Genomic DNA, 16925 nt, shown 5'->3' with positions numbered 1-16925 from the left:
CCCCACATACGTCCCACCGGACGTCCTGCCGCTGCCGTCACCGCAGCCGTGACCACTGCGCTCCTCGTCGGCCTCCTCCCCGGTCTCGCCATGGCCGCCGGCGCTCCGCCCGCGCCCCCGCCCGGCGCCGCCGCCGGCTGGGCGGACACCGCCCGCCGGTCCGACGCGGAACGCCCCGCCCCCGACCGGGTCGCCCCGGCCGAGCGGGCCGAGACCCTCGGCCCCGGCCACCGGACCTCCCGGGACCGGGCCTGGACCACCTCCGGCGACGCCCGGGGCTTCCACCTGCTCGTCGCCGACGCCAAGGACGGCTACGCCTGGAAGACCGCGGCCACCCTCTCCGAGCCCGGCTTCGACACCGACGCCTGGGTCGGCAACGCCTGCCTCACCCGCTCCGGCACCCGCGCGGCCGTCGCGTACGCGCCCCGCACCTTCACCAACAAGCCCGAGCTGATGGTCCGCGGCGCCTTCGCGGCGATCGTCGACCTCACCACCGGCACGGTCACCAAGCTGCCGAACACGGCCTCCCTCGCGTACTTCTCCCCGGGCTGCGGCGCCGGCGAGCAGGCCGTCTTCACCCAGCTCACCCACGACGGCGACGAGCGCACCGCCACCCGGCTGATCGGCGTCGACGCCGCCACCGGCCGGAGCTCCGCGCCGCTGCGGCTCGACGGCCAGGTCACCTCCGCCGTCCCCACCGAGCACGGCATCGTCGCCGCGCACGGCAACCGGCTCGTCCGCATCGCCGCCGACGGCCGCGAGACGGAGATCGCCAGGACCTCTTCCGTGCCGTTCCAGCTCCGGGCCGACAAGTCCGGCGGCGTCACCTTCATCGAGCGCCTCCCGGAGGCCCGCCCCCAGGGCGGCGCGGCCGCCTCCGCCGCCTCGGCACCCGGCGCGGACGCGGCGGTGCAGAGCGCGGCCCGCCGCGTCGACGCCGAGCAGATCCGGCGCGGCGGCGCCACCCCGGCGACCCTCGCCCGGGGCCCGCTCGCCGCCTGGGACCTGACCGCGACCGCCGACGGCACGGTGTACGTGACGGGCGAGGCGGCCACCCAGGGCGCCCTGCCGGCCGCGGTGAAGAACCCCGGCACGCTCGCCAAGGACGACCGCGTCTCCACCCTGGGCGCCGCCGCTGTCGGCACCTCCTGGGCGCCGGGCGCCGACCCGCGCCTCGGGGCCCAGGCCACCGGCGAGGAGACCCGGACCGTACGGACCCGGCTGACCGTCCTCGCCACCGGCGCCCGGGTCACCCTGGACGCCGAACCCGGAGCCGCCCCCGTGGCCCCGGGCGGGACCGCGGCCGGCGGCCGGACCTCGCCCGCGCTCCCCGCGCCGAAGGTGCCCTCGGCGGGCTCGGCGGGCGCCGCGCGGACCGCGGACGCCACCGCCGCCTCCCCCACCAACCCGGTGGAGGCCGAGCGGATGTGCGCCGTGCCCCGCGGCGACCTGCGCAAGCAGGCCCTCCAGCCCACACCCCGGCAGGTCGAGTGGGCCGTGGACCAGGCCGTCATCGACGGCCTCTACAAGTGGGCCGCGCGCCCCGCCAACTGGAACAACACGGGCATGGCGGCCTACAGCCCGCAGACCCTGTTCCCGCTGCCCGTCCTGGAGGGCGACCCCAACCACGTGGTCGACCGCGCCGACGAGTGGCACATCCCGGCCCAGATCCTGCTCGGCGTGACCGCGCAGGAGTCCAACATGTGGCAGGCCACCCGGACCGTCGTCCCCGGTGTCTCCGGCAACTCCCTCATCGGCAACTACTACGGCATCTCCTACTCGGCCGACGGAAACCAGGCCGACCCGTGGGCGATCAACTGGTCCAAGGCGGACTGCGGTTACGGCATCACGCAGGTCACCGACGGCATGCGCATCAACGAGTACCAGCTGTCGACCGCCCAGAAGGAGGCCGCCGCCCTCGACTACTCCGCGAACATCGCGTACGGGGCGCAGATCCTGGCCTCCAAGTGGAACGAGACCCGCATCGCCGGGATGACCGTCAACGGCGGCAAGCCGAAGTACATCGAGAACTGGTTCTTCGCCCTGTGGGCCTACAACTCCGGCTTCCATCCGCAGTCGGCGGCCGGCAGCAACGGCGGCAAGTGGGGCGTCGGCTGGACCAACAACCCGGCCAACCCGCTCTGGAAGGAGAACCGCCTCCCCTTCCTGGAGTCCTCCTCGGGCGGCGACGACTACTCGCACGCCGCGCATCCGCAGGACTGGCCCTACCAGGAGAAGGTGATCGGCTGGGCCGGCCGCCCCATCTCCGCCATGTTCAAGCCCGGTGACATGCAAGCCGGTTACCGCGCGGCCTGGTGGAACAACACCGCCTACCGCACCCGCGCCAAGCCGCCGAACATGCTGTTCTGCACGGCGTCCAACGACTGCGACCAGAGCAAGATCGTGGACGGCTCGTCCAACAAGACCGGCATGGGCCCCTGCACGCTCCCCGGTGACCCCGACGAGACCAACCCGCTCTACCTCAAGTGCTGGTGGCACGAGCCGGTGCAGTGGAAGAACTGCGAGGCGGCCGCCGAGTGCGGCAACCCCGTCCACCGCTTCAACAACACCGACTATCCCGAGCAGCCCAACGAGAACTCCTCCTATCCGCCGAACTGCGCGGCCCTCGCCGGCGTCCTCGTCGTCGACGACGTGCCCAACGGCACCACGCCCATGGGCCAGACGGGCCACACGTGCGGCCCCAGCACCTCCGCCGGTTCCTTCTCCTTCAGCTTCACCGACTCCGGCGGCACCTACCCCGGCAAGATCGACCTCCACCAGATCGGCGCGGGCCACGGCGACCACTTCTGGTTCACCCACACCCGCAAGGCCTCCGACCCCGACGGCGCCCGGCTCGCCACCACGGGCACCTGGACCCTCGGCAAGACCCTGAACCAGTGGGTCCGCGTCATGGTCCACGTCCCCGACCACGGCGCCCACACCCAGCAGGCCAAGTACGAGATCGACACCGGCTCCGGCACCTTCACCCGCTTCCGGTTCCTCGGCCAGAAGTACAAGGCCAACACCTGGGTGACGCTCGGCGTCTACAAGGTCTCCGGCACCCCGCGGGTCCGTCTCGCCAGCACCACCCTCGACGGCACCGGCGACGAGGACGTGGCCTGGGACGCGGTCGGCTTCCAGCCGCTCGCCGCCAAGCCCAAGCACATCGTGGCGGTCCTCGGCGACTCCTACACCGCAGGCGAGGGCGCGGGCGCGTACTCCAAGGAGAGCGACAAGGACCACGGCACCGCGCAGTGGAACGCCTGCCGCCGCAGCGCCAACGCCTGGCCCCGCAAGCTCGTCCTGCCCGGTACGACGGAGTCCCTCGGCGCCATCGCCGACAACCGGGGCTCGGCGGCCGACCTGAGCTTCGTCGCCTGCTCGGGCGCGATGACGAAGAACGTCTCGTACGTCGACAGCGGCAACGCTCCCCAGCGGCACGGCGAGGGCCAGTTCAAGGAGGTCCGCCAGGCCGACTCCGGAGTCCTCAGCGACGACACCACCCTCGTCATGATGACCCTCGGCGGCAACGACTACGCCGGCTTCGCCAGCGCCATGACGGAGTGCGGAAGCCTCAGCAACTGCGCCTCCGACTCCGGCTTCCTGACGAGGTACAAGGGGATCGTGGACGCGATGATCCCGAACCTGGAGGACGTCCTCTGGGACGTCTCCTTCAAGGCGAGCAACGCCCGGATCGTCGTCATGGGCTACCCCGAACTGCTCAGCCGCACCGTCAAGTGCAGCGGGTCCTGGTACTACGACATGACGGAGGTCGCGGCACTCGCGGAACTGGTCAACTACGCCAACGCCGAACAGAAGGAGCTCACCGACCGGCTCCGCGGCCTCGGCATCAAGGTCGAGTACGCCAACCCGGTCAACGCCTTCGTCGGGCACGGCGGCTGCGACGACCCGGAGTGGATCAACAAGATCGTCCTCGGCCCGAACGGCGACGGCGACTTCCACCTCGGCGACCCGGCCGCCGACCCGGCGTCCTGCCTCTGGGGCGCCGCGGGCGGAAAGTGCCTCAGCCGCGAGTCCTTCCACCCGAAGGACGCCGGCACCACTGGGTACGCTGACGTCATGCGGCAGCGCCTGATCGACATCGGCTACACCGGAACCCCCTGACGTGTCAGGAGAACCCGGCCGACGCACCCGCCTGCTCACGGGCGGGTGCGTCGCGGTGCTCGGCGTCTGTCTGGTCCTCGCCCTCGCGGTACCGGTGGTGGTGACCCTGCTGATCAGGGGCCTCGGCAGGCCGGCGGAGCCCGAGACGACCGTTCCGGAGCCCACGCGGAGCGAACTCACTCGCCAGCGGCTGGAGTCGGCGGCGGGCGACGGTGAACTCACCGACGCCGAGCTCGGCCACGCCGCAGGCGGCAACCCGCGGACGCGGAAGGACGGCGGCGCCGCGATCACGGTCACGGTCACCTACCCGGCGGCCTCCGACCCGGCGGACCCCGGCGGCTGTTACCGCTTCGTCCTCGCGCTCCCGCTCAGCCTCGACACCCGCGTGGGCCCGCCCGCCCGGGGCGAGGACTGCGGGACGGAGGACCCGGCAGCCGCGCCGACCGCCGGGCGATGAGCACCCGGAGGGCCGGACGGTACGCCGCCCGGCCCTCCCCCCACCCGTCCCTCGGCCAACAGCACGGTCCGTGCGGCCGGTTCGCCGAGCCCGAACCCGCCGGCGGTCCCGCTCAGCCCCGCTCGTCCTCCGGGGGATCGCCCTCGCTGCGCGCCCGCGCCGCGCGGCGGAGCCGGTGGTGGCGGTCCGGCTGCCCCTGCTCCGTCATCGCCTCACCGACCAGGGCGCGCACCGCGTCCCCCAGACCGTGCAGCGCGTGGTGGCGGGCCGGGCCCGCGCCCGGGTCCTCCCGCAGCTCCTTCAGGAGCGCCCAGCACAGCGCCAGCATCACCACCACGAACGGCAGCGCGACCAGGATCGTCGCCGTCTGGAGCGAGTTCAGGCCGCCGACCACGAGGAGCACCGCCGCCACCGCCGCCATGAGCACGCCCCACGTCACCACCAGCCACGTCGGCGGATGGAGCGAACCCCGGCTGGTCAGCGACCCCATCACCAGCGAGGCCGAGTCCGCACTCGTGACGAAGTACGTCATCACCAGCAGCATCGCCAGGAACGAGGTGACCGTCCCGCCGGGCAGCGCCTCCAGCATGGCGAACAGCGAGGCCTCCGCCCCGTCCCGCACCGTCGACGCCAGGTCCGCCGCGCCCGTCGACTCCAGCCGGATCGCCGTCCCGCCCATCACGCAGAACCAGATCACCGTCGCCCCCGAGGGCACCAGCAGCACGCCCATCAGGAACTCCCGGATCGTCCGGCCCCGCGAGATCCGCGCGATGAACGTGCCGACGAACGGCGCCCAGGACAGCCACCACGCCCAGTAGAAGATCGTCCAGGCCCCCAGCCACTCCCGGTCGGTGAACGCGCCCGTACGGCTCGCCATCGGCAGCAGCTGGTGCAGATAGCCGCCGACGGAGGCCGGAATCGTGTCGAGGACGTAGACGGTCGGGCCCAGCAGGAACACGAACACCATCAGACACGCGGCCAGCACGATGTTCAGGGTGGAGAGCCACTTCACGCCCTTGTGCAGCCCCGAGAACGCCGACAGGACGAAGGCCGCCGACAGCGCCCCGATGATGACCAGCTCCGTCGAGGTGGAGGCCGCGACGCCCATCGTCAGGTTCAGGCCCTCGGCCACCTGCAGCGCCCCGAGCCCCAGGCTCGTCGCCGTGCCGAACACCGTCGCGAAGACCGCCAGCAGATCGATCGCCCGGCCCGGCCAGGCGTCCGCCCGCCGCGCCCCGAGCAGCGGCACGAAGGCCGAACTCAGCCGGTTGCCCCGGCCCTTGCGGAAACCCGCGTACGCCAGGGCCAGGCCCGCGATCCCGTAGATCGCCCACGGGGTCAGCGTCCAGTGGAAGAACGAGTACTCCATGGCCGTCCGTGCCGCCGCGCCCGTCCCCGCAGGGACCCCCGTCGCCGGCGGCGGGCTCAGGAAGTGCTGGAGCGGCTCCCCGACCCCGTAGAACATCAGACCGATGCCCATCCCGGCGCTGAACATCATCGCGATCCACGCCAGGTTCGTGAACTCCGGCTCCGAGCCGTCGGGACCCAGCCGGATCCGGCCGAAGCGGCTCAGCGCGATCACCACGCACAGGACGAGGAACGTGTCGGCGCCGACCACGAACAGCCACGCGAAATGGGAGAGCACCCAGTCGAGGGCCGCCGAGGACGCGCCGTCGAACGAGTCCCCGCCCAGCGCCGCCCACGCGACGACACCGACGACCGCCGAGACGCCGAGGCCGATGACCTTGCCGTCCGGCGCGATCTTTTCCGTACTCATGTGACCCCACTATGGTCCGGAAAATCGGCATATCCGGGGGTGGCACGCCGTCCGGAGGTCCGGATAGGGTCGGCCTCGGCGCGACTGCCTGTTCGAAAGCAAGGGATGCAAGGTGACGGACGGAGCAGCAACTCAGGTCGCTCACGTGCTCGTGGCGGCCGACAAGTTCAAGGGCTCGCTCACGGCCGTACAGGTCGCGGAGCGGGTCACGGCGGGACTCCGCCGGGTCGTCCCCGGACTCGAGGTCGAGACCCTCCCCGTCGCCGACGGCGGCGACGGCACCGTCGCGGCCGCGGTCGCCGCCGGGTTCGAGCGCCGCGAGGCGACCGTGACGGGCCCCCTCGGCGAGCGGGTCACCGCGGCCTTCGCGCTGCGCGGGACCACCGCCGTGGTCGAGATGGCGGAGGCGTCCGGCCTCCAGCTCCTCCCGCCCGGCGTGTTCGCCCCGCTGACCGCCACCACGTACGGCTCCGGAGAGCTGCTCCGCGCGGCCCTCGACGCGGGCGCCACCACGATCGTCTTCGGCGTCGGCGGCAGCGCCACCACCGACGGCGGCGCCGGCATGCTGGCCGCGCTCGGCGCCCGCTTCCTCGACGCCGACGGCGAGCCCGTCGGCCCCGGCGGCGCCCCGCTCGCCGACCTGGCCACCGCGGACCTCTCCGGCCTCGACCCCCGCTTCGCGGACGTCGACCTCGTCCTCGCGAGCGACGTCGACAACCCGCTCACCGGGCCCAAGGGCGCCCCCGCCGTGTACGGCCCCCAGAAGGGCGCCACCCCGGACGACGTCCGCACCCTCGACGCGGCGCTCGCCCACTACGCCACCGTCCTGGAGAAGGCCGTCGGCACCCGGGCCGCCGAAGCCGCCGTCGCCCCCGGCGCGGGCGGCGCGGGCGGCATCGGCTACGGCGCCCTCATCCTCGGCGCGCGCTTCCGCCCCGGCATCGAGCTGATGCTGGAGGTCCTCGGCTTCGCCCCCGCCCTGGAGCGGGCCACCCTCGTCATCACCGGCGAGGGCTCCCTCGACGAGCAGACCCTCCACGGCAAGGCCCCCGCGGGCGTCGCCGCGGCCGCCCGCGCGGCGGGCAAGGAGGTCGTCGCGGTCTGCGGCCGCCTCGCCCTCGCCCCCGAGGCGCTCGGCGCGGCGGGCATCCGCCGGGCGTACCCGCTCACCGACCTGGAGCCCGACCCGGCGAAGTGCATCGCGAACGCGGGCCCGCTCCTGGAGGACGTGGCGGCGAACATCGCCCGCACCTTCCTCTCCTGACCCTCACCGTCACGGCGCCGCGGCCCGGCCCTCCTCCGCGGGGCCGGGGCGCGGCGCCGGTCGGGCGTCAGGGCCGGGGCGTCAGCCGGAACGCGTCCAGGGCCAGGGTCATCTCCGTCAGGTCGCGCGGGCGCGACAGCGACCGTGACGTCAGTTGTTCGAGCCGCCGCAGGCGGTTGAAGACCGTGTTCCGGTGGCAGTACAGGCGTCCCGCCGCCCGCCCCGCCGACCCCTCGCAGTCCAGCCACGCGTCCAGCGTCTCCAGGAGCACCGCCCGGTCCGCAGGATCGAGCTCCAGCAGCCCCCCGAGCACCTCGGAGACCAGCAGGTTCGCCATCTCCGGCTGCCCCACCACCAGCGCGCCCGCCATCCGCCGGTCCAGCCGTACGACCTGGCGGCTGCCCGGCGGGCAGGTCCGCAGCGCCAGTTCGGCGAGGCGCCGGGCCCGGCCCAGCTCGGTGAGGCCCACGACGACGGGGCTGATCCCGCCGGGCCCCGGGCACCGCCCGTCCAGCAGCTCGGAGAGCGCGTCCAGCCCGGTGTCCCCGGCGAACGCCACCACCCCCACCTCGCAGTCGGCCCCCATCCGCCACAGGAACCGCACGTCCTCGCCCTGCACCTGCCGGTGGAACGGCTCCCGTTCCTCCCGGCGGTCGTAGCGGAGCACGACGACCGCGTACCGCCCGTGCTCGGGCAGGTCGAGTCCGGCCGCCGCCCGGGAGACGACCTCGGGCGACCGCTGCCCCTGGAGCAGCGCGTCCAGGAGCGCCTGGAGCTGCTCGTCGGTGCGCCGGCGCAGCTCCGCCTCGGTGGCCCGGTACGCCTCTGAGGCCCGGTCCGCCTGGGCGTCGACCGCGGACCAGACCGTCGTCGCCGACTGCATCAGCGCCGTGAGCTGCGCCGCGTCGGCGCCCGCGCCCTCGATCAGCGCGTCCCACACCAGGTGTCCCGCGTGCCGGTAGGCGTGCACGACGAGCTCCAGCGGCATGCCCTGCTCGGCCCGCCGCCGTCCCATCTCCTCGGCGTGTTCCAGGTCCCGCCGGGGCGAGTTGCGGGGCGCCGAGATCATCTCGATCCCGATCCGCATCGCCTCGTGGGCCTCCTGCCAGTGCTGGTCGTACGGGATGATCCGCCCGTAGGCGGGCTCGTACGCGTGGAGCTCCCGCAGGTGCTCGTCCACCAGCTCCGGCGTCCGCTCCAGGAGCGCGGTGCACGCGCGGGCGAGCACCTTCCAGTCGTCGCCGGTCCTTCTGCGCCGTCCCATGCCGGGAGGATCCACTGCCCGGGGCCCCTCCGCACACCCCTGACGCGCAGCGTTGTGCGCATGCACAGCCCGCCGCCGCGCCCGCTGGTCACCGGCAGCGTTTCGGCCGCCGGACGTGGACGGGCGGTCCCGCGCGGTGCTGGGGTGAGCGCCACTGAACGGCCGGGTAACAACGGCGGCCGGGGAAAGGGGAGTCATGGGAGGTACCGCACCCGCCCTCGAGGTGACGGACCTGACGGCGGGATACGGACCCGTGCACGCGCTGCGGCGGGTGTCGCTGACCGTGCCGGCGGGCGCCGTCGTCACGGTCCTGGGCGGCAACGGAGCCGGCAAGTCCACCCTGCTGCGGACGGTCTCGCGCACCCTGAGGTTCCACGGCGGCGCCGTGGTCTCCGGCACGGTGCGCTGCGACGGCCGTCCGCTGGACGGACTGCCGCCGGACCGGGTGGTGGCGGCCGGCGTCTCCCAGGTGCCTGAGGGCCGCCAGGTCTTCGCCCGCATGTCGGTGGAGGACAACCTCCGCGCCGGGGCTCTGGGCCGCCGCGCCGACCGGTCGGCGCGGGCCGCCGCCCTGAGCCGGGTCCACGAACTGTTCCCGGTCCTCGCCGAGCGGTCCCGGCAGCCCGCGGGGCTGCTCTCCGGCGGCGAGCAGCAGATGCTCGCCGTGGGCCGCGCGCTGATGGCGGCGCCGACGCTGCTGCTGCTCGACGAACCCTCGCTGGGCCTCGCGCCGCTCATGGCGGCCCGGATCGCCGACGCGGTCCGCGAGATCAACGCCCAGGGCACGGCGGTGCTCCTGGTCGAGCAGAACGCGGCGCTCGCGCTGCGGCTCGCCTCCCGCGCGTACGTCCTGGAGGTCGGCGAGGTCACGCTCTCGGGACCGGCGGCCGACCTCGCGGCGTCCGACGAGGTCCGCCGCCGCTACCTGGGTGTCGTCGACGAGGACGCCGCCGCGGACGCGGCCCGCGCCCGCACGGCCCACCCGGTCCTGTCCCGCTGGAAGGAAACCCGATGACGCAGATCCCGCGCCCGGCGGGCGAACCGGACCCCGAGGCCGCCCGCGTGCCCGGCCGTTCCGTCGACGGTGAGCCCGCCCGCGCGCCCGGCCCGCCCCTCGACCCCGAGCCCGCCACCGGGTCCGCCCCCGGGCGGCCCCGCCCCGACGTCCCCGTCCTCACCGTCGAGGACGTCACCGTCCGCTTCGCCGGGCTCACCGCCCTCGACGGCGTCGGCTTCACCGTGCGCCCCGGCACCGTGCACGCCCTCATCGGGCCCAACGGCGCCGGCAAGTCCACCTGCTTCAACGTCCTGTCCGGCGTCTACCGGGCGACCTCCGGCTCCGTCCGGTTCGGTGAGCACGAGCTGACCGCCCTGGCCCCGCACCGGATCGCCGACCTCGGCGTCGGCCGGATCTTCCAGAACCTGGCCCTGCCGCCGCGCGCCACCGTCGAGGACAGCCTCATGATCGGCCGCCACCGGCTCACCCGCACCGGCTTCGTCGCCGCCGGGCTCCGGCTGCCCTCCGCCGCCCGTGAGGAGGCCCGCCACCGGGCCAGGGTCCGGGAGATCGCCGCCTTCGTCGGACTGGAGGACCAGCTCCACCGGCCCGCGGGCGCGCTGCCGTACGGACAGCAGAAGCTCGCCGAGCTGGCCCGCGCCCTGTGCATGGAGCCGACCCTGCTCCTCCTCGACGAGCCCGTCGCCGGCATGACCGCCGACGAACGCGTCCGTACCGCCGCCGTCATCGCCGGCGTCCGCGACAGCCTCGGCATCTCCGTCCTGCTCGTCGAGCACGACATGGGTCTCGTGATGCGGCTCGCCGACTCCGTCACCGTCCTCGACTTCGGCCGCCGCATCGCCGACGGGTCACCCGTCGACGTCCAGAACGACCCGGCGGTCGTCCGCGCCTATCTCGGAGAGGAAACCGCCGCGTGAGCACCTTCGCCGAATTCCTGATCAACGGCGTCTCACTGGGCTCGATCTACGCCCTCATCGCCCTCGGTTTCGTCGTCATCTTCCGCGCCACCGAGGTCGTCAACTTCGCCCACGCCTCCCTCCTCCTGGCCGGCGGCTACGTCACCGCCGTCCTCCACGACGAGATCGGCTTCTGGCCCGCGCTCCTCGCCGGCATCGCGGGCGCGGCCGTGGTCGGCGCCGCCGTCGAGTTCCTGGTGATGCGCCGCCACCGGGGCGGCGACCACAGCGTCCTCGCCATCGTCACCATCGGCGTCGACATCCTCCTGGCCACCGAACTCACCCGCCGCATCGGCACCGACATCCTCGCCCTCGGCGACCCGTGGGGCGACGCGGTGCTCTCGATCGGCCCGGTGACCGTCGCCCAGACCCGGATCGCCGCGCTGCTCGCCGCCGCGCTGCTCATCACCGCGTTCCTGCTCGCCTTCCGCTTCACCTCGTGGGGCGTGGCCATGCGGGCCGCCGCCGAGAACCAGGAGACCGCCGCCCTGATGGGCATCCGGCTCGGCCGGGTCTCGCTCGGCGCCTGGGCGGTCGCGGGCGGCCTCGCCGCCGTCGCCGCGCTCTTCCTCACGGTCTTCCCGACGCCCGGCCTGGAGCGCGGCACCTCGCTCGCCGCGCTGAAGGCGTTCCCCGCCGCCATCCTCGGCGGCCTCGACTCGACCACCGGCGCGCTCGTCGGCGGCCTCCTCGTCGGCGTCACCGAGTCCCTCGCCACCGGCTACCAGAGCGACCTGGCGTTCCTCGGCCGCGGCATCGGCGACCTCGCCCCGTACCTCGTGATGGTCGCGGTCCTGCTCGTCCGGCCCGCCGGACTCTTCGGCACGAAGGAGCTCGCCCGTGTCTGACCGGCTCAGGTCCGTCCCCGCGACGGCGTACGCGGCGGCCGCCGCCGCGCTCGTCCTGCTCGCCCTGCCGTTCTACCTGGACCGCTTCTGGCTCCAGGCGGGCCTCTTCGCGATGGCCGCCGCCCTCGGCGCGATCGGCATCAACCTCCTCACCGGCGCCACCGGCCAGCTCTCCATGGGCCACGCCTTCTTCCTCGCCGTCGGCGCCTACGGCTACTGCGCCTTCGCGGGCGACGGCGCCGACGGCCTCACCGGCCTCGGCCTGCCCGGCTGGCTCGCCGCCGTCCTCGCCGTCGCCCTCGCGGGCCTGGCGGGCGGCGTGTTCAGCCCGATCGCGGGCCGGCTCCGCGGCGCGTACCTCGGCATCGCCACCCTCGCGCTGATCTTCATCGGTCAGCACGTCCTCTTCAACGCCCACGACCTCACCGGCGGCTACAACGGCCGCGGGGTGCCCCCGCTCTCCCTCTTCGGCCTCACCTTCGACGACACCGAGGTCCTCGTCGCCCAGGTCCCCTTCGGCGCCGTCGAGAAGCTCTGGTACCTCGGTCTCGTCCTGCTGCTCGCCGGGATCGTCTTCGCCAGGGGAGTGCTCCGCGGCCGCCCCGGCCGCGCCATGAACGCCATCCGGGACCACCGGATCGCCGCCGGCGTCATGGGCATCCCCGTGGCCCGCTACCGGGCCGCCGTCTTCGTCCTGTCGTCGATGTACGCGGGCCTGGCGGGCGTCCTGCTCGCGCTGGTCTTCCAGCGCACGGTGCCGGAGTACTTCGGCATGGCGCTCTCCCTCGAATACCTCGCCATGATCGTCATCGGCGGTCTCGGCTCGGTCGCCGGCGCGGTGGCCGGAGGCGTCTTCGTCTCCCTGCTGCCGCAGCTCCTCAGCCGGTACAGCGACGCGCTTCCCCTGGTCTCCGCCCCCGGGACGGGCGGGGTCGCACCGGGGGAGGCCGCGCGCTACCTCTACGGCGCCGCCGTCGTCGCGGCGGTGCTGTTCCTGCCCGGAGGCCTGGTCCGGCTCGCCTCCCGGAAGTCCACCGAACCCTCAGGGGAGGCACGATGAACCACCGCCGACAGGCCGTGCGGGGCCTGGCCGCCGCGCTCACCGCACTGGTCGCGCTCACCGCCGCCAGCGGATGCAGCTCCAAGGCGAAGACCGGCGACGGCAAGCAGACCGACGCGGGCGGGGTGAAGACCGGCGAGGGCGTCACCGACAAGACCATCGCCCTCGGCGCGCTCACCGACATGACGGGCGTGTACGCCACCCTCGGCAAGAGCGTCACCCAGGCCCAGCAGCTGTACGTGAAGCAGGTCAACGCCGCCGGCGGCATCTGCGGCCGGCAGCTGGAGCTCACGGTCCGCGACCACGGCTACGACCCGCAGAAGGCCCTCGCCGCCTACACGGAGCTGGAGCCCAAGGTCGTCGGCTACGCCCAGTTCATCGGCTCGCCGTTCGTGGCCGCCGTCAAGCAGCGGGTCGACGGCCAGGACAAGGGCCTCGTCCTGCCGCAGGCCTGGTCCGCGTCCCTGCTCGGCTCCGCGTACATCCGCACGCTCGGCGCCACGTACGACGTCGAGACGATCAACGCGGTCGACTTCCTGCTGACCGAGAAGGGGCTGAAGTCGGGCGACAAGCTCGGCCACGTCTACTTCGAGGGCGACTACGGCGAGAACGCCCTCAAGGGCTCGAAGTACGCCGCCGAGAAGGCCGGCGTCACGGTCGTCGAGCAGAAGATCAAGCCCACCGACAACGACATGTCGGCGCAGGTCGCCGCCCTCAAGCAGGCCGGGGTGAAGGCGATCGTCATCAGCGCCGGCCCGCGCCAGGCCGCCTCGCTCGTCGGCGTGGCCGCCGCCACCGGCCTGAAGGTCCCGGTCGTCGGCAACAACTCGGCCTTCGCCCCGCAGCTGCTCGGCACCCAGGCGGGTCCCGCCCTGGAGAAGATGTACTGGTTCGCCTCCCCGAGCCTGCCCATCGGCGCCGACACCCCGGTCGCCACGAAGCTCGCGGCCGACTACAAGGCGGCCCACCCGGGCGAGGGCCTCGACAACGGCGTCGTCGCGGGCTGGACCGCGGCGAGCGTCTTCGGCGAGGCCCTGAAGAAGGCGTGCGCCGACAAGGACCTCACCCGGGCCGGCATCGGCAAGGCCCTGCTGACCCTGAACGCGTACGACGCCGGCTTCGGCATCAGCCACGACTTCAGCGACCCGAAGGCCCCCTCGTCGCGCGAGTCCGTGATCATCCAGCCCGACAAGACCGCCCCGGGCGGCATGAAGGCGGTCCGGCAGCCCTTCGTCTCGGAGGCAGCGAAGAGCTACACCCCGTAGGGGGCACGGCGGCCCCGGTCCGCGCGCCCGTCCCACCGGGACGGCCGGACCGGGGCCCACCCGCGCCCGCCGCCCCGGGCCGCATCCCCGCGCCCGAGCGGTCCGTCATCTGCCGGAAACACAGCGGTGTGATGCTCGTGGCCATGCACACGATCATCGAGGAGAACCGTTCCCACCCGCACCTCTCCCACCTGCTGGCCGCCTACCACCTGGCCACCGAGGCCGAGAAGGGCACGGCCGTGACGACGGTCGACGCCCTCCCGGCCGTATACCGCCGCGAGGCCGAGGACCCGGCCGCCGCCTTCGCCGCCGACACCGTGCTGCTCGCCACCCCGCCGGGCGCCACCGCGCCCGGCGGCTGCGTCGTCCTCAAGGCCCCGCGCGACGGCCTCGGCCCCGAGATCAAGCGGCTCTGGGTCGCCCCCGAGGCCCGCAGGAAGGGCCTCGCCGGGGCCCTCGTGCGCGAGGCCCTGCGCCGCGCCGCCGCGGCGGGCGCCGAGTCGGTCCGCCTCACCGTCTGGGACTGGCGCGCGGAGCCCCTCGCCCTCTACGAGTCCCTCGGCTTCGCGCGCGTCGACCCCTGGGACGCGCGACCGGGCCTGATCTGCCTGCGCAAGGACCTCGTACCGGATCTCGTACCGGACCTCGCGCCGGACCTCGTACCGGCCGAGCGCGTCGAGCTCCTCACCCCGGACGCCGTCCGCGCCGCCGCCCCCGGCGGCCTGGCCGCGCTCCTGGTGGACGCCGTCGACGGCGGCGCCTCCGTCGGCTTCCTCGCGCCTCTCGACCCCGCCGAGGCCGCCGCATGGTGGTCGGGCGTCGCCGACGAGGCCGCCGAGGGCGTACGGGACGTCCTCGTGGCCCGCACCCCGGACGGGCAGCCGACCGGCGTCGTCACCCTCGTCCGTACCGGCACCGCCAACGGCCGCCACCGCGGCGAGATCGCCCGCCTCCTCGTCCACCGGAGTGCCCGCGGCCGGGGCCTCGGCCGCCGGCTGCTGGCCGCCGCAGAGGCCCGCGCCGCCGCCACCGGGCTCACCCTGCTCGTCCTGGACACCCAGACCGGCAGCCCGGCCGAGCGCCTCTACCGCGGCGCGGGCTGGACCGCGGCGGGCACCGTCCCCGACTACGCCGCCGACCCCTCGGGCGCCCTGCGGCCCACGACGCTCTACTACAAGCGCCTCGGCTGACGGCCGCCCCCAAGTACGACGAAGGGCCCGGAAGCAGTCGCTTCCGGGCCCTTCCCCGTGTCTCGTACGGCCGCCGCTACGGCAGCTGCGCCGCCTCGGCCTGCCGCGCCTCCCGGCTCTCGCGCCGGTTGTCACGGAAGGTGTTCACCCTGCGGGCCGTCGCGAAGAGGGGGATCACGGCGCCCAGCACCACCTGGAGCGCGCAGCCCGTCTGGAGCAGAAGCGCTCCGCCCGGGGCGTCGAACGCCCACGCCGCCAGCATGGCCATCGCGCCGACGATCCAGCTGAGCATCGCCACCGCGAGGGCGCCCCGCGGCTTGGGGTACTCGACCCGGCTCACCATCAGCCACGCCGTACCGATGATCGCGAGGAGCGTCGGGATGAACGGCAGCTCCAGGAGGATGATCGACACCACGGTCAGCGCGCCGAAGGGGCTCGGCATGCCCTGGAACATGCCGTCCTTCATGGTCACGCAGGAGAACCGCGCGAGTCTCAGCACGACCGCCAGGAGGACCACGATGGCGGCCACCGCGGAGACCTTCTGCTGCGCGTCGTCCGCGACCATCCCGTACACGAGCACGAAGTAGGCCGGGGCCAGACCGAAGCTGATCAGGTCCGAGAGGTTGTCGAGCTCCGCGCCCATCGGCGACGAGCGCAGCTTGCGCGCCACGATGCCGTCGAAGAGGTCGAAGATCGCCGCGCACAGCATCAGGATCACGGCGGTGGCGGCGCTGTTGCGCGCCATGCCGGTCTCGGCGCTGCCGGTGAGGTGCGGGATCAGGATGCCGGTCGTGGTGAAGTAGACCGCCATGAAGCCGCACGTGGCGTTACCGAGCGTGAGGGCGTCCGCTATGGACAGCCTCAACGAGAGAGGCATCTCCTCGGCCTCTTCGGCCTCCGCCGCCTCGGCGTCGGCCACCCAGTCGGCGGCGCGTGTGTCGGGATCAATCACGGTCAATGCGAGTCACCCCCGCGGTCGTGGCCTGACCGACCTCGACGGCGACCTCGACACCCTCCGGGAGGTAGATGTCGACCCGCGAGCCGAAGCGGATCAGACCGATCCGGTCACCCTGCTCGACCTTCGTCCCCTGGGGGATGTACGGCACGATGCGCCGCGCCACGGCACCCGCGATCTGGACCATCTCGATGTCACCGAGCTCGGTGTCGAAGTGCCAGACAACGCGCTCGTTGTTCTCGCTCTCCTTGTTGAACGCCGGCACGAAACCGCCGGGAACGTGCTCCACGGAGGTCACCGTGCCCGCGAGGGGGGCGCGGTTGACGTGGACGTTCAGCGGGCTCATGAAGATGGCGACCCGGGTGCGCCCGTCCTTCCACGGCATGATGCTCTGCACCACGCCGTCGGCGGGGGAGATGACCCGGCCCGGCGCGATCTCGCGCTCGGGGTCGCGGAAGAACCACAGCATGCCGGCCGCGAGTGCGGTGGTCGGCACGGCGATGGCCGCGGCACGCTTCGACGTGCGCGCGCGCACGAGGCTCAGGGCCGCGGTCGCGACGGTCGGCAGAAGCCACGGCGATGCTCCGCGCGCGAGGCGTGCGCCCTTGAGGCTGTCGCGGTGTGCAGAGGTTTGGCTGTGGGGCATGGATGACCTTCGTAGCGGATGATGCCGCACTGGCAACGGGGGACGGCGGCTTTCCGGCGATGCTATCGGTTGCGGGGCGCAACTGGGCAAGCCAGGAACC

General features: G+C 73.7%; 13 protein-coding genes and 1 pseudogene. 10 read left to right on the top strand and 4 right to left on the bottom strand.

Features of this window, described 5'->3' with window-relative positions:
- The first annotated feature begins 48 nt into the window (after positions 1 to 48).
- Together ACWDVG_RS13305 and ACWDVG_RS13300 are read left to right on the top strand one after the other, a co-directional pair.
- Positions 49 to 4125 carry a hypothetical protein gene (locus ACWDVG_RS13305; protein WP_451699128.1) on the top strand — a complete coding sequence of 1359 codons (4077 nt, stop codon included), beginning with the start codon at positions 49 to 51 and terminating at the stop codon, positions 4123 to 4125.
- Position 4126: 1 nt separating this feature from the next.
- On the top strand, positions 4127 to 4582 hold the full coding sequence (locus ACWDVG_RS13300; RefSeq protein ID WP_451699126.1) for a hypothetical protein: 456 nt from the start codon (positions 4127 to 4129) through the stop codon (positions 4580 to 4582).
- A 112-nt stretch (positions 4583 to 4694) separates the two neighbouring features.
- On the opposite strand, the gene ACWDVG_RS13295 is transcribed toward ACWDVG_RS13300, so the two are convergent.
- Entirely contained in the window at positions 4695 to 6359 is a 1665-nt protein-coding gene (locus ACWDVG_RS13295; protein ID WP_451699124.1) for a BCCT family transporter, read from the bottom strand.
- 112 nt (positions 6360 to 6471) lie between these two features.
- Between ACWDVG_RS13295 and ACWDVG_RS13290 the strand changes: the two genes are divergently transcribed.
- Positions 6472 to 7623 (top strand): glycerate kinase, encoded by a 1152-nt coding sequence (locus tag ACWDVG_RS13290; protein WP_451699122.1) that lies wholly within the window; start codon positions 6472 to 6474, stop codon positions 7621 to 7623.
- Positions 7624 to 7690: 67 nt separating this feature from the next.
- On the opposite strand, the gene ACWDVG_RS13285 is transcribed toward ACWDVG_RS13290, so the two are convergent.
- Positions 7691 to 8887: a PucR family transcriptional regulator gene (locus tag ACWDVG_RS13285; protein ID WP_451699120.1), complete on the bottom strand. Its 1197-nt coding sequence runs from the start codon at positions 8885 to 8887 to the stop codon at positions 7691 to 7693.
- A gap of 196 nt (positions 8888 to 9083) precedes the next feature.
- On the opposite strand from ACWDVG_RS13285, the gene ACWDVG_RS13280 reads away from it, so the two are divergent.
- The 7 genes and pseudogenes from ACWDVG_RS13280 (at position 9084) to ACWDVG_RS13250 (ending at position 15224) form a co-directional block, all read left to right on the top strand.
- Complete coding sequence (locus ACWDVG_RS13280; protein WP_451699118.1) at positions 9084 to 9902, top strand: ABC transporter ATP-binding protein; 819 nt, start codon at positions 9084 to 9086, stop codon at positions 9900 to 9902.
- On the top strand, positions 9899 to 10822 hold the full coding sequence (locus tag ACWDVG_RS13275) for an ATP-binding cassette domain-containing protein (RefSeq protein WP_451699116.1): 924 nt from the start codon (positions 9899 to 9901) through the stop codon (positions 10820 to 10822). The genes ACWDVG_RS13280 and ACWDVG_RS13275 overlap by 4 nt, the downstream gene beginning before the upstream one ends.
- A complete protein-coding gene (locus ACWDVG_RS13270) occupies positions 10819 to 11709 on the top strand; it encodes a branched-chain amino acid ABC transporter permease (protein WP_451699114.1) in 891 nt (296 codons plus the stop codon). Before ACWDVG_RS13275 ends, ACWDVG_RS13270 begins: the two co-directional genes overlap by 4 nt.
- Positions 11702 to 12769 carry a branched-chain amino acid ABC transporter permease gene (locus ACWDVG_RS13265; protein ID WP_451699112.1) on the top strand — a complete coding sequence of 356 codons (1068 nt, stop codon included), beginning with the start codon at positions 11702 to 11704 and terminating at the stop codon, positions 12767 to 12769. The genes ACWDVG_RS13270 and ACWDVG_RS13265 overlap by 8 nt, the downstream gene beginning before the upstream one ends.
- Entirely contained in the window at positions 12766 to 14034 is a 1269-nt protein-coding gene (locus ACWDVG_RS13260; protein WP_451699110.1) for an ABC transporter substrate-binding protein, read from the top strand. The genes ACWDVG_RS13265 and ACWDVG_RS13260 overlap by 4 nt, the downstream gene beginning before the upstream one ends.
- A 131-nt stretch (positions 14035 to 14165) precedes the next feature.
- Positions 14166 to 14624 (top strand): annotated as a pseudogene (locus tag ACWDVG_RS13255) (GNAT family N-acetyltransferase); the annotation flags it as partial.
- A gap of 132 nt (positions 14625 to 14756) precedes the next feature.
- Positions 14757 to 15224, top strand: coding sequence for a GNAT family N-acetyltransferase (locus ACWDVG_RS13250; protein WP_451699209.1), 468 nt, complete (start codon positions 14757 to 14759; stop codon positions 15222 to 15224).
- Positions 15225 to 15300: 76 nt separating this feature from the next.
- Here the strand turns inward: ACWDVG_RS13250 and pssA are convergent, their stop codons facing one another.
- A complete protein-coding gene (gene pssA / locus ACWDVG_RS13245; protein WP_451699108.1) occupies positions 15301 to 16176 on the bottom strand; it encodes a CDP-diacylglycerol--serine O-phosphatidyltransferase in 876 nt (291 codons plus the stop codon).
- Positions 16169 to 16825, bottom strand: coding sequence for a phosphatidylserine decarboxylase (locus ACWDVG_RS13240; protein ID WP_451699106.1), 657 nt, complete (start codon positions 16823 to 16825; stop codon positions 16169 to 16171). The genes pssA and ACWDVG_RS13240 overlap by 8 nt, the downstream gene beginning before the upstream one ends.
- Between the last annotated feature and the right edge of the window lie 100 nt (positions 16826 to 16925).

It is taken from the genome of Streptomyces sp. NPDC003327 (genome assembly GCF_053589515.1).
Note: the sequence above shows the minus strand (reverse complement) of the source record. Positions and strands in the feature narration are given on the sequence as shown.

Excerpts from the sequence above, each read along its gene's own strand:
- ACWDVG_RS13260 (WP_451699110.1), top strand. The coding sequence starts at position 12,766 with ATGAACCACCGCCGACAGGCCGTGCGGGGCCTGGCCGCCGCGCTCACC.
- ACWDVG_RS13275 (WP_451699116.1), top strand. The coding sequence starts at position 9,899 with ATGACGCAGATCCCGCGCCCGGCGGGCGAACCGGACCCCGAGGCCGCC.
- ACWDVG_RS13280 (WP_451699118.1), top strand. The coding sequence starts at position 9,084 with ATGGGAGGTACCGCACCCGCCCTCGAGGTGACGGACCTGACGGCGGGA.
- ACWDVG_RS13285 (WP_451699120.1), bottom strand. The coding sequence starts at position 8,887 with ATGGGACGGCGCAGAAGGACCGGCGACGACTGGAAGGTGCTCGCCCGC.
- ACWDVG_RS13240 (WP_451699106.1), bottom strand. The coding sequence starts at position 16,825 with ATGCCCCACAGCCAAACCTCTGCACACCGCGACAGCCTCAAGGGCGCA.
- ACWDVG_RS13295 (WP_451699124.1), bottom strand. The coding sequence starts at position 6,359 with ATGAGTACGGAAAAGATCGCGCCGGACGGCAAGGTCATCGGCCTCGGC.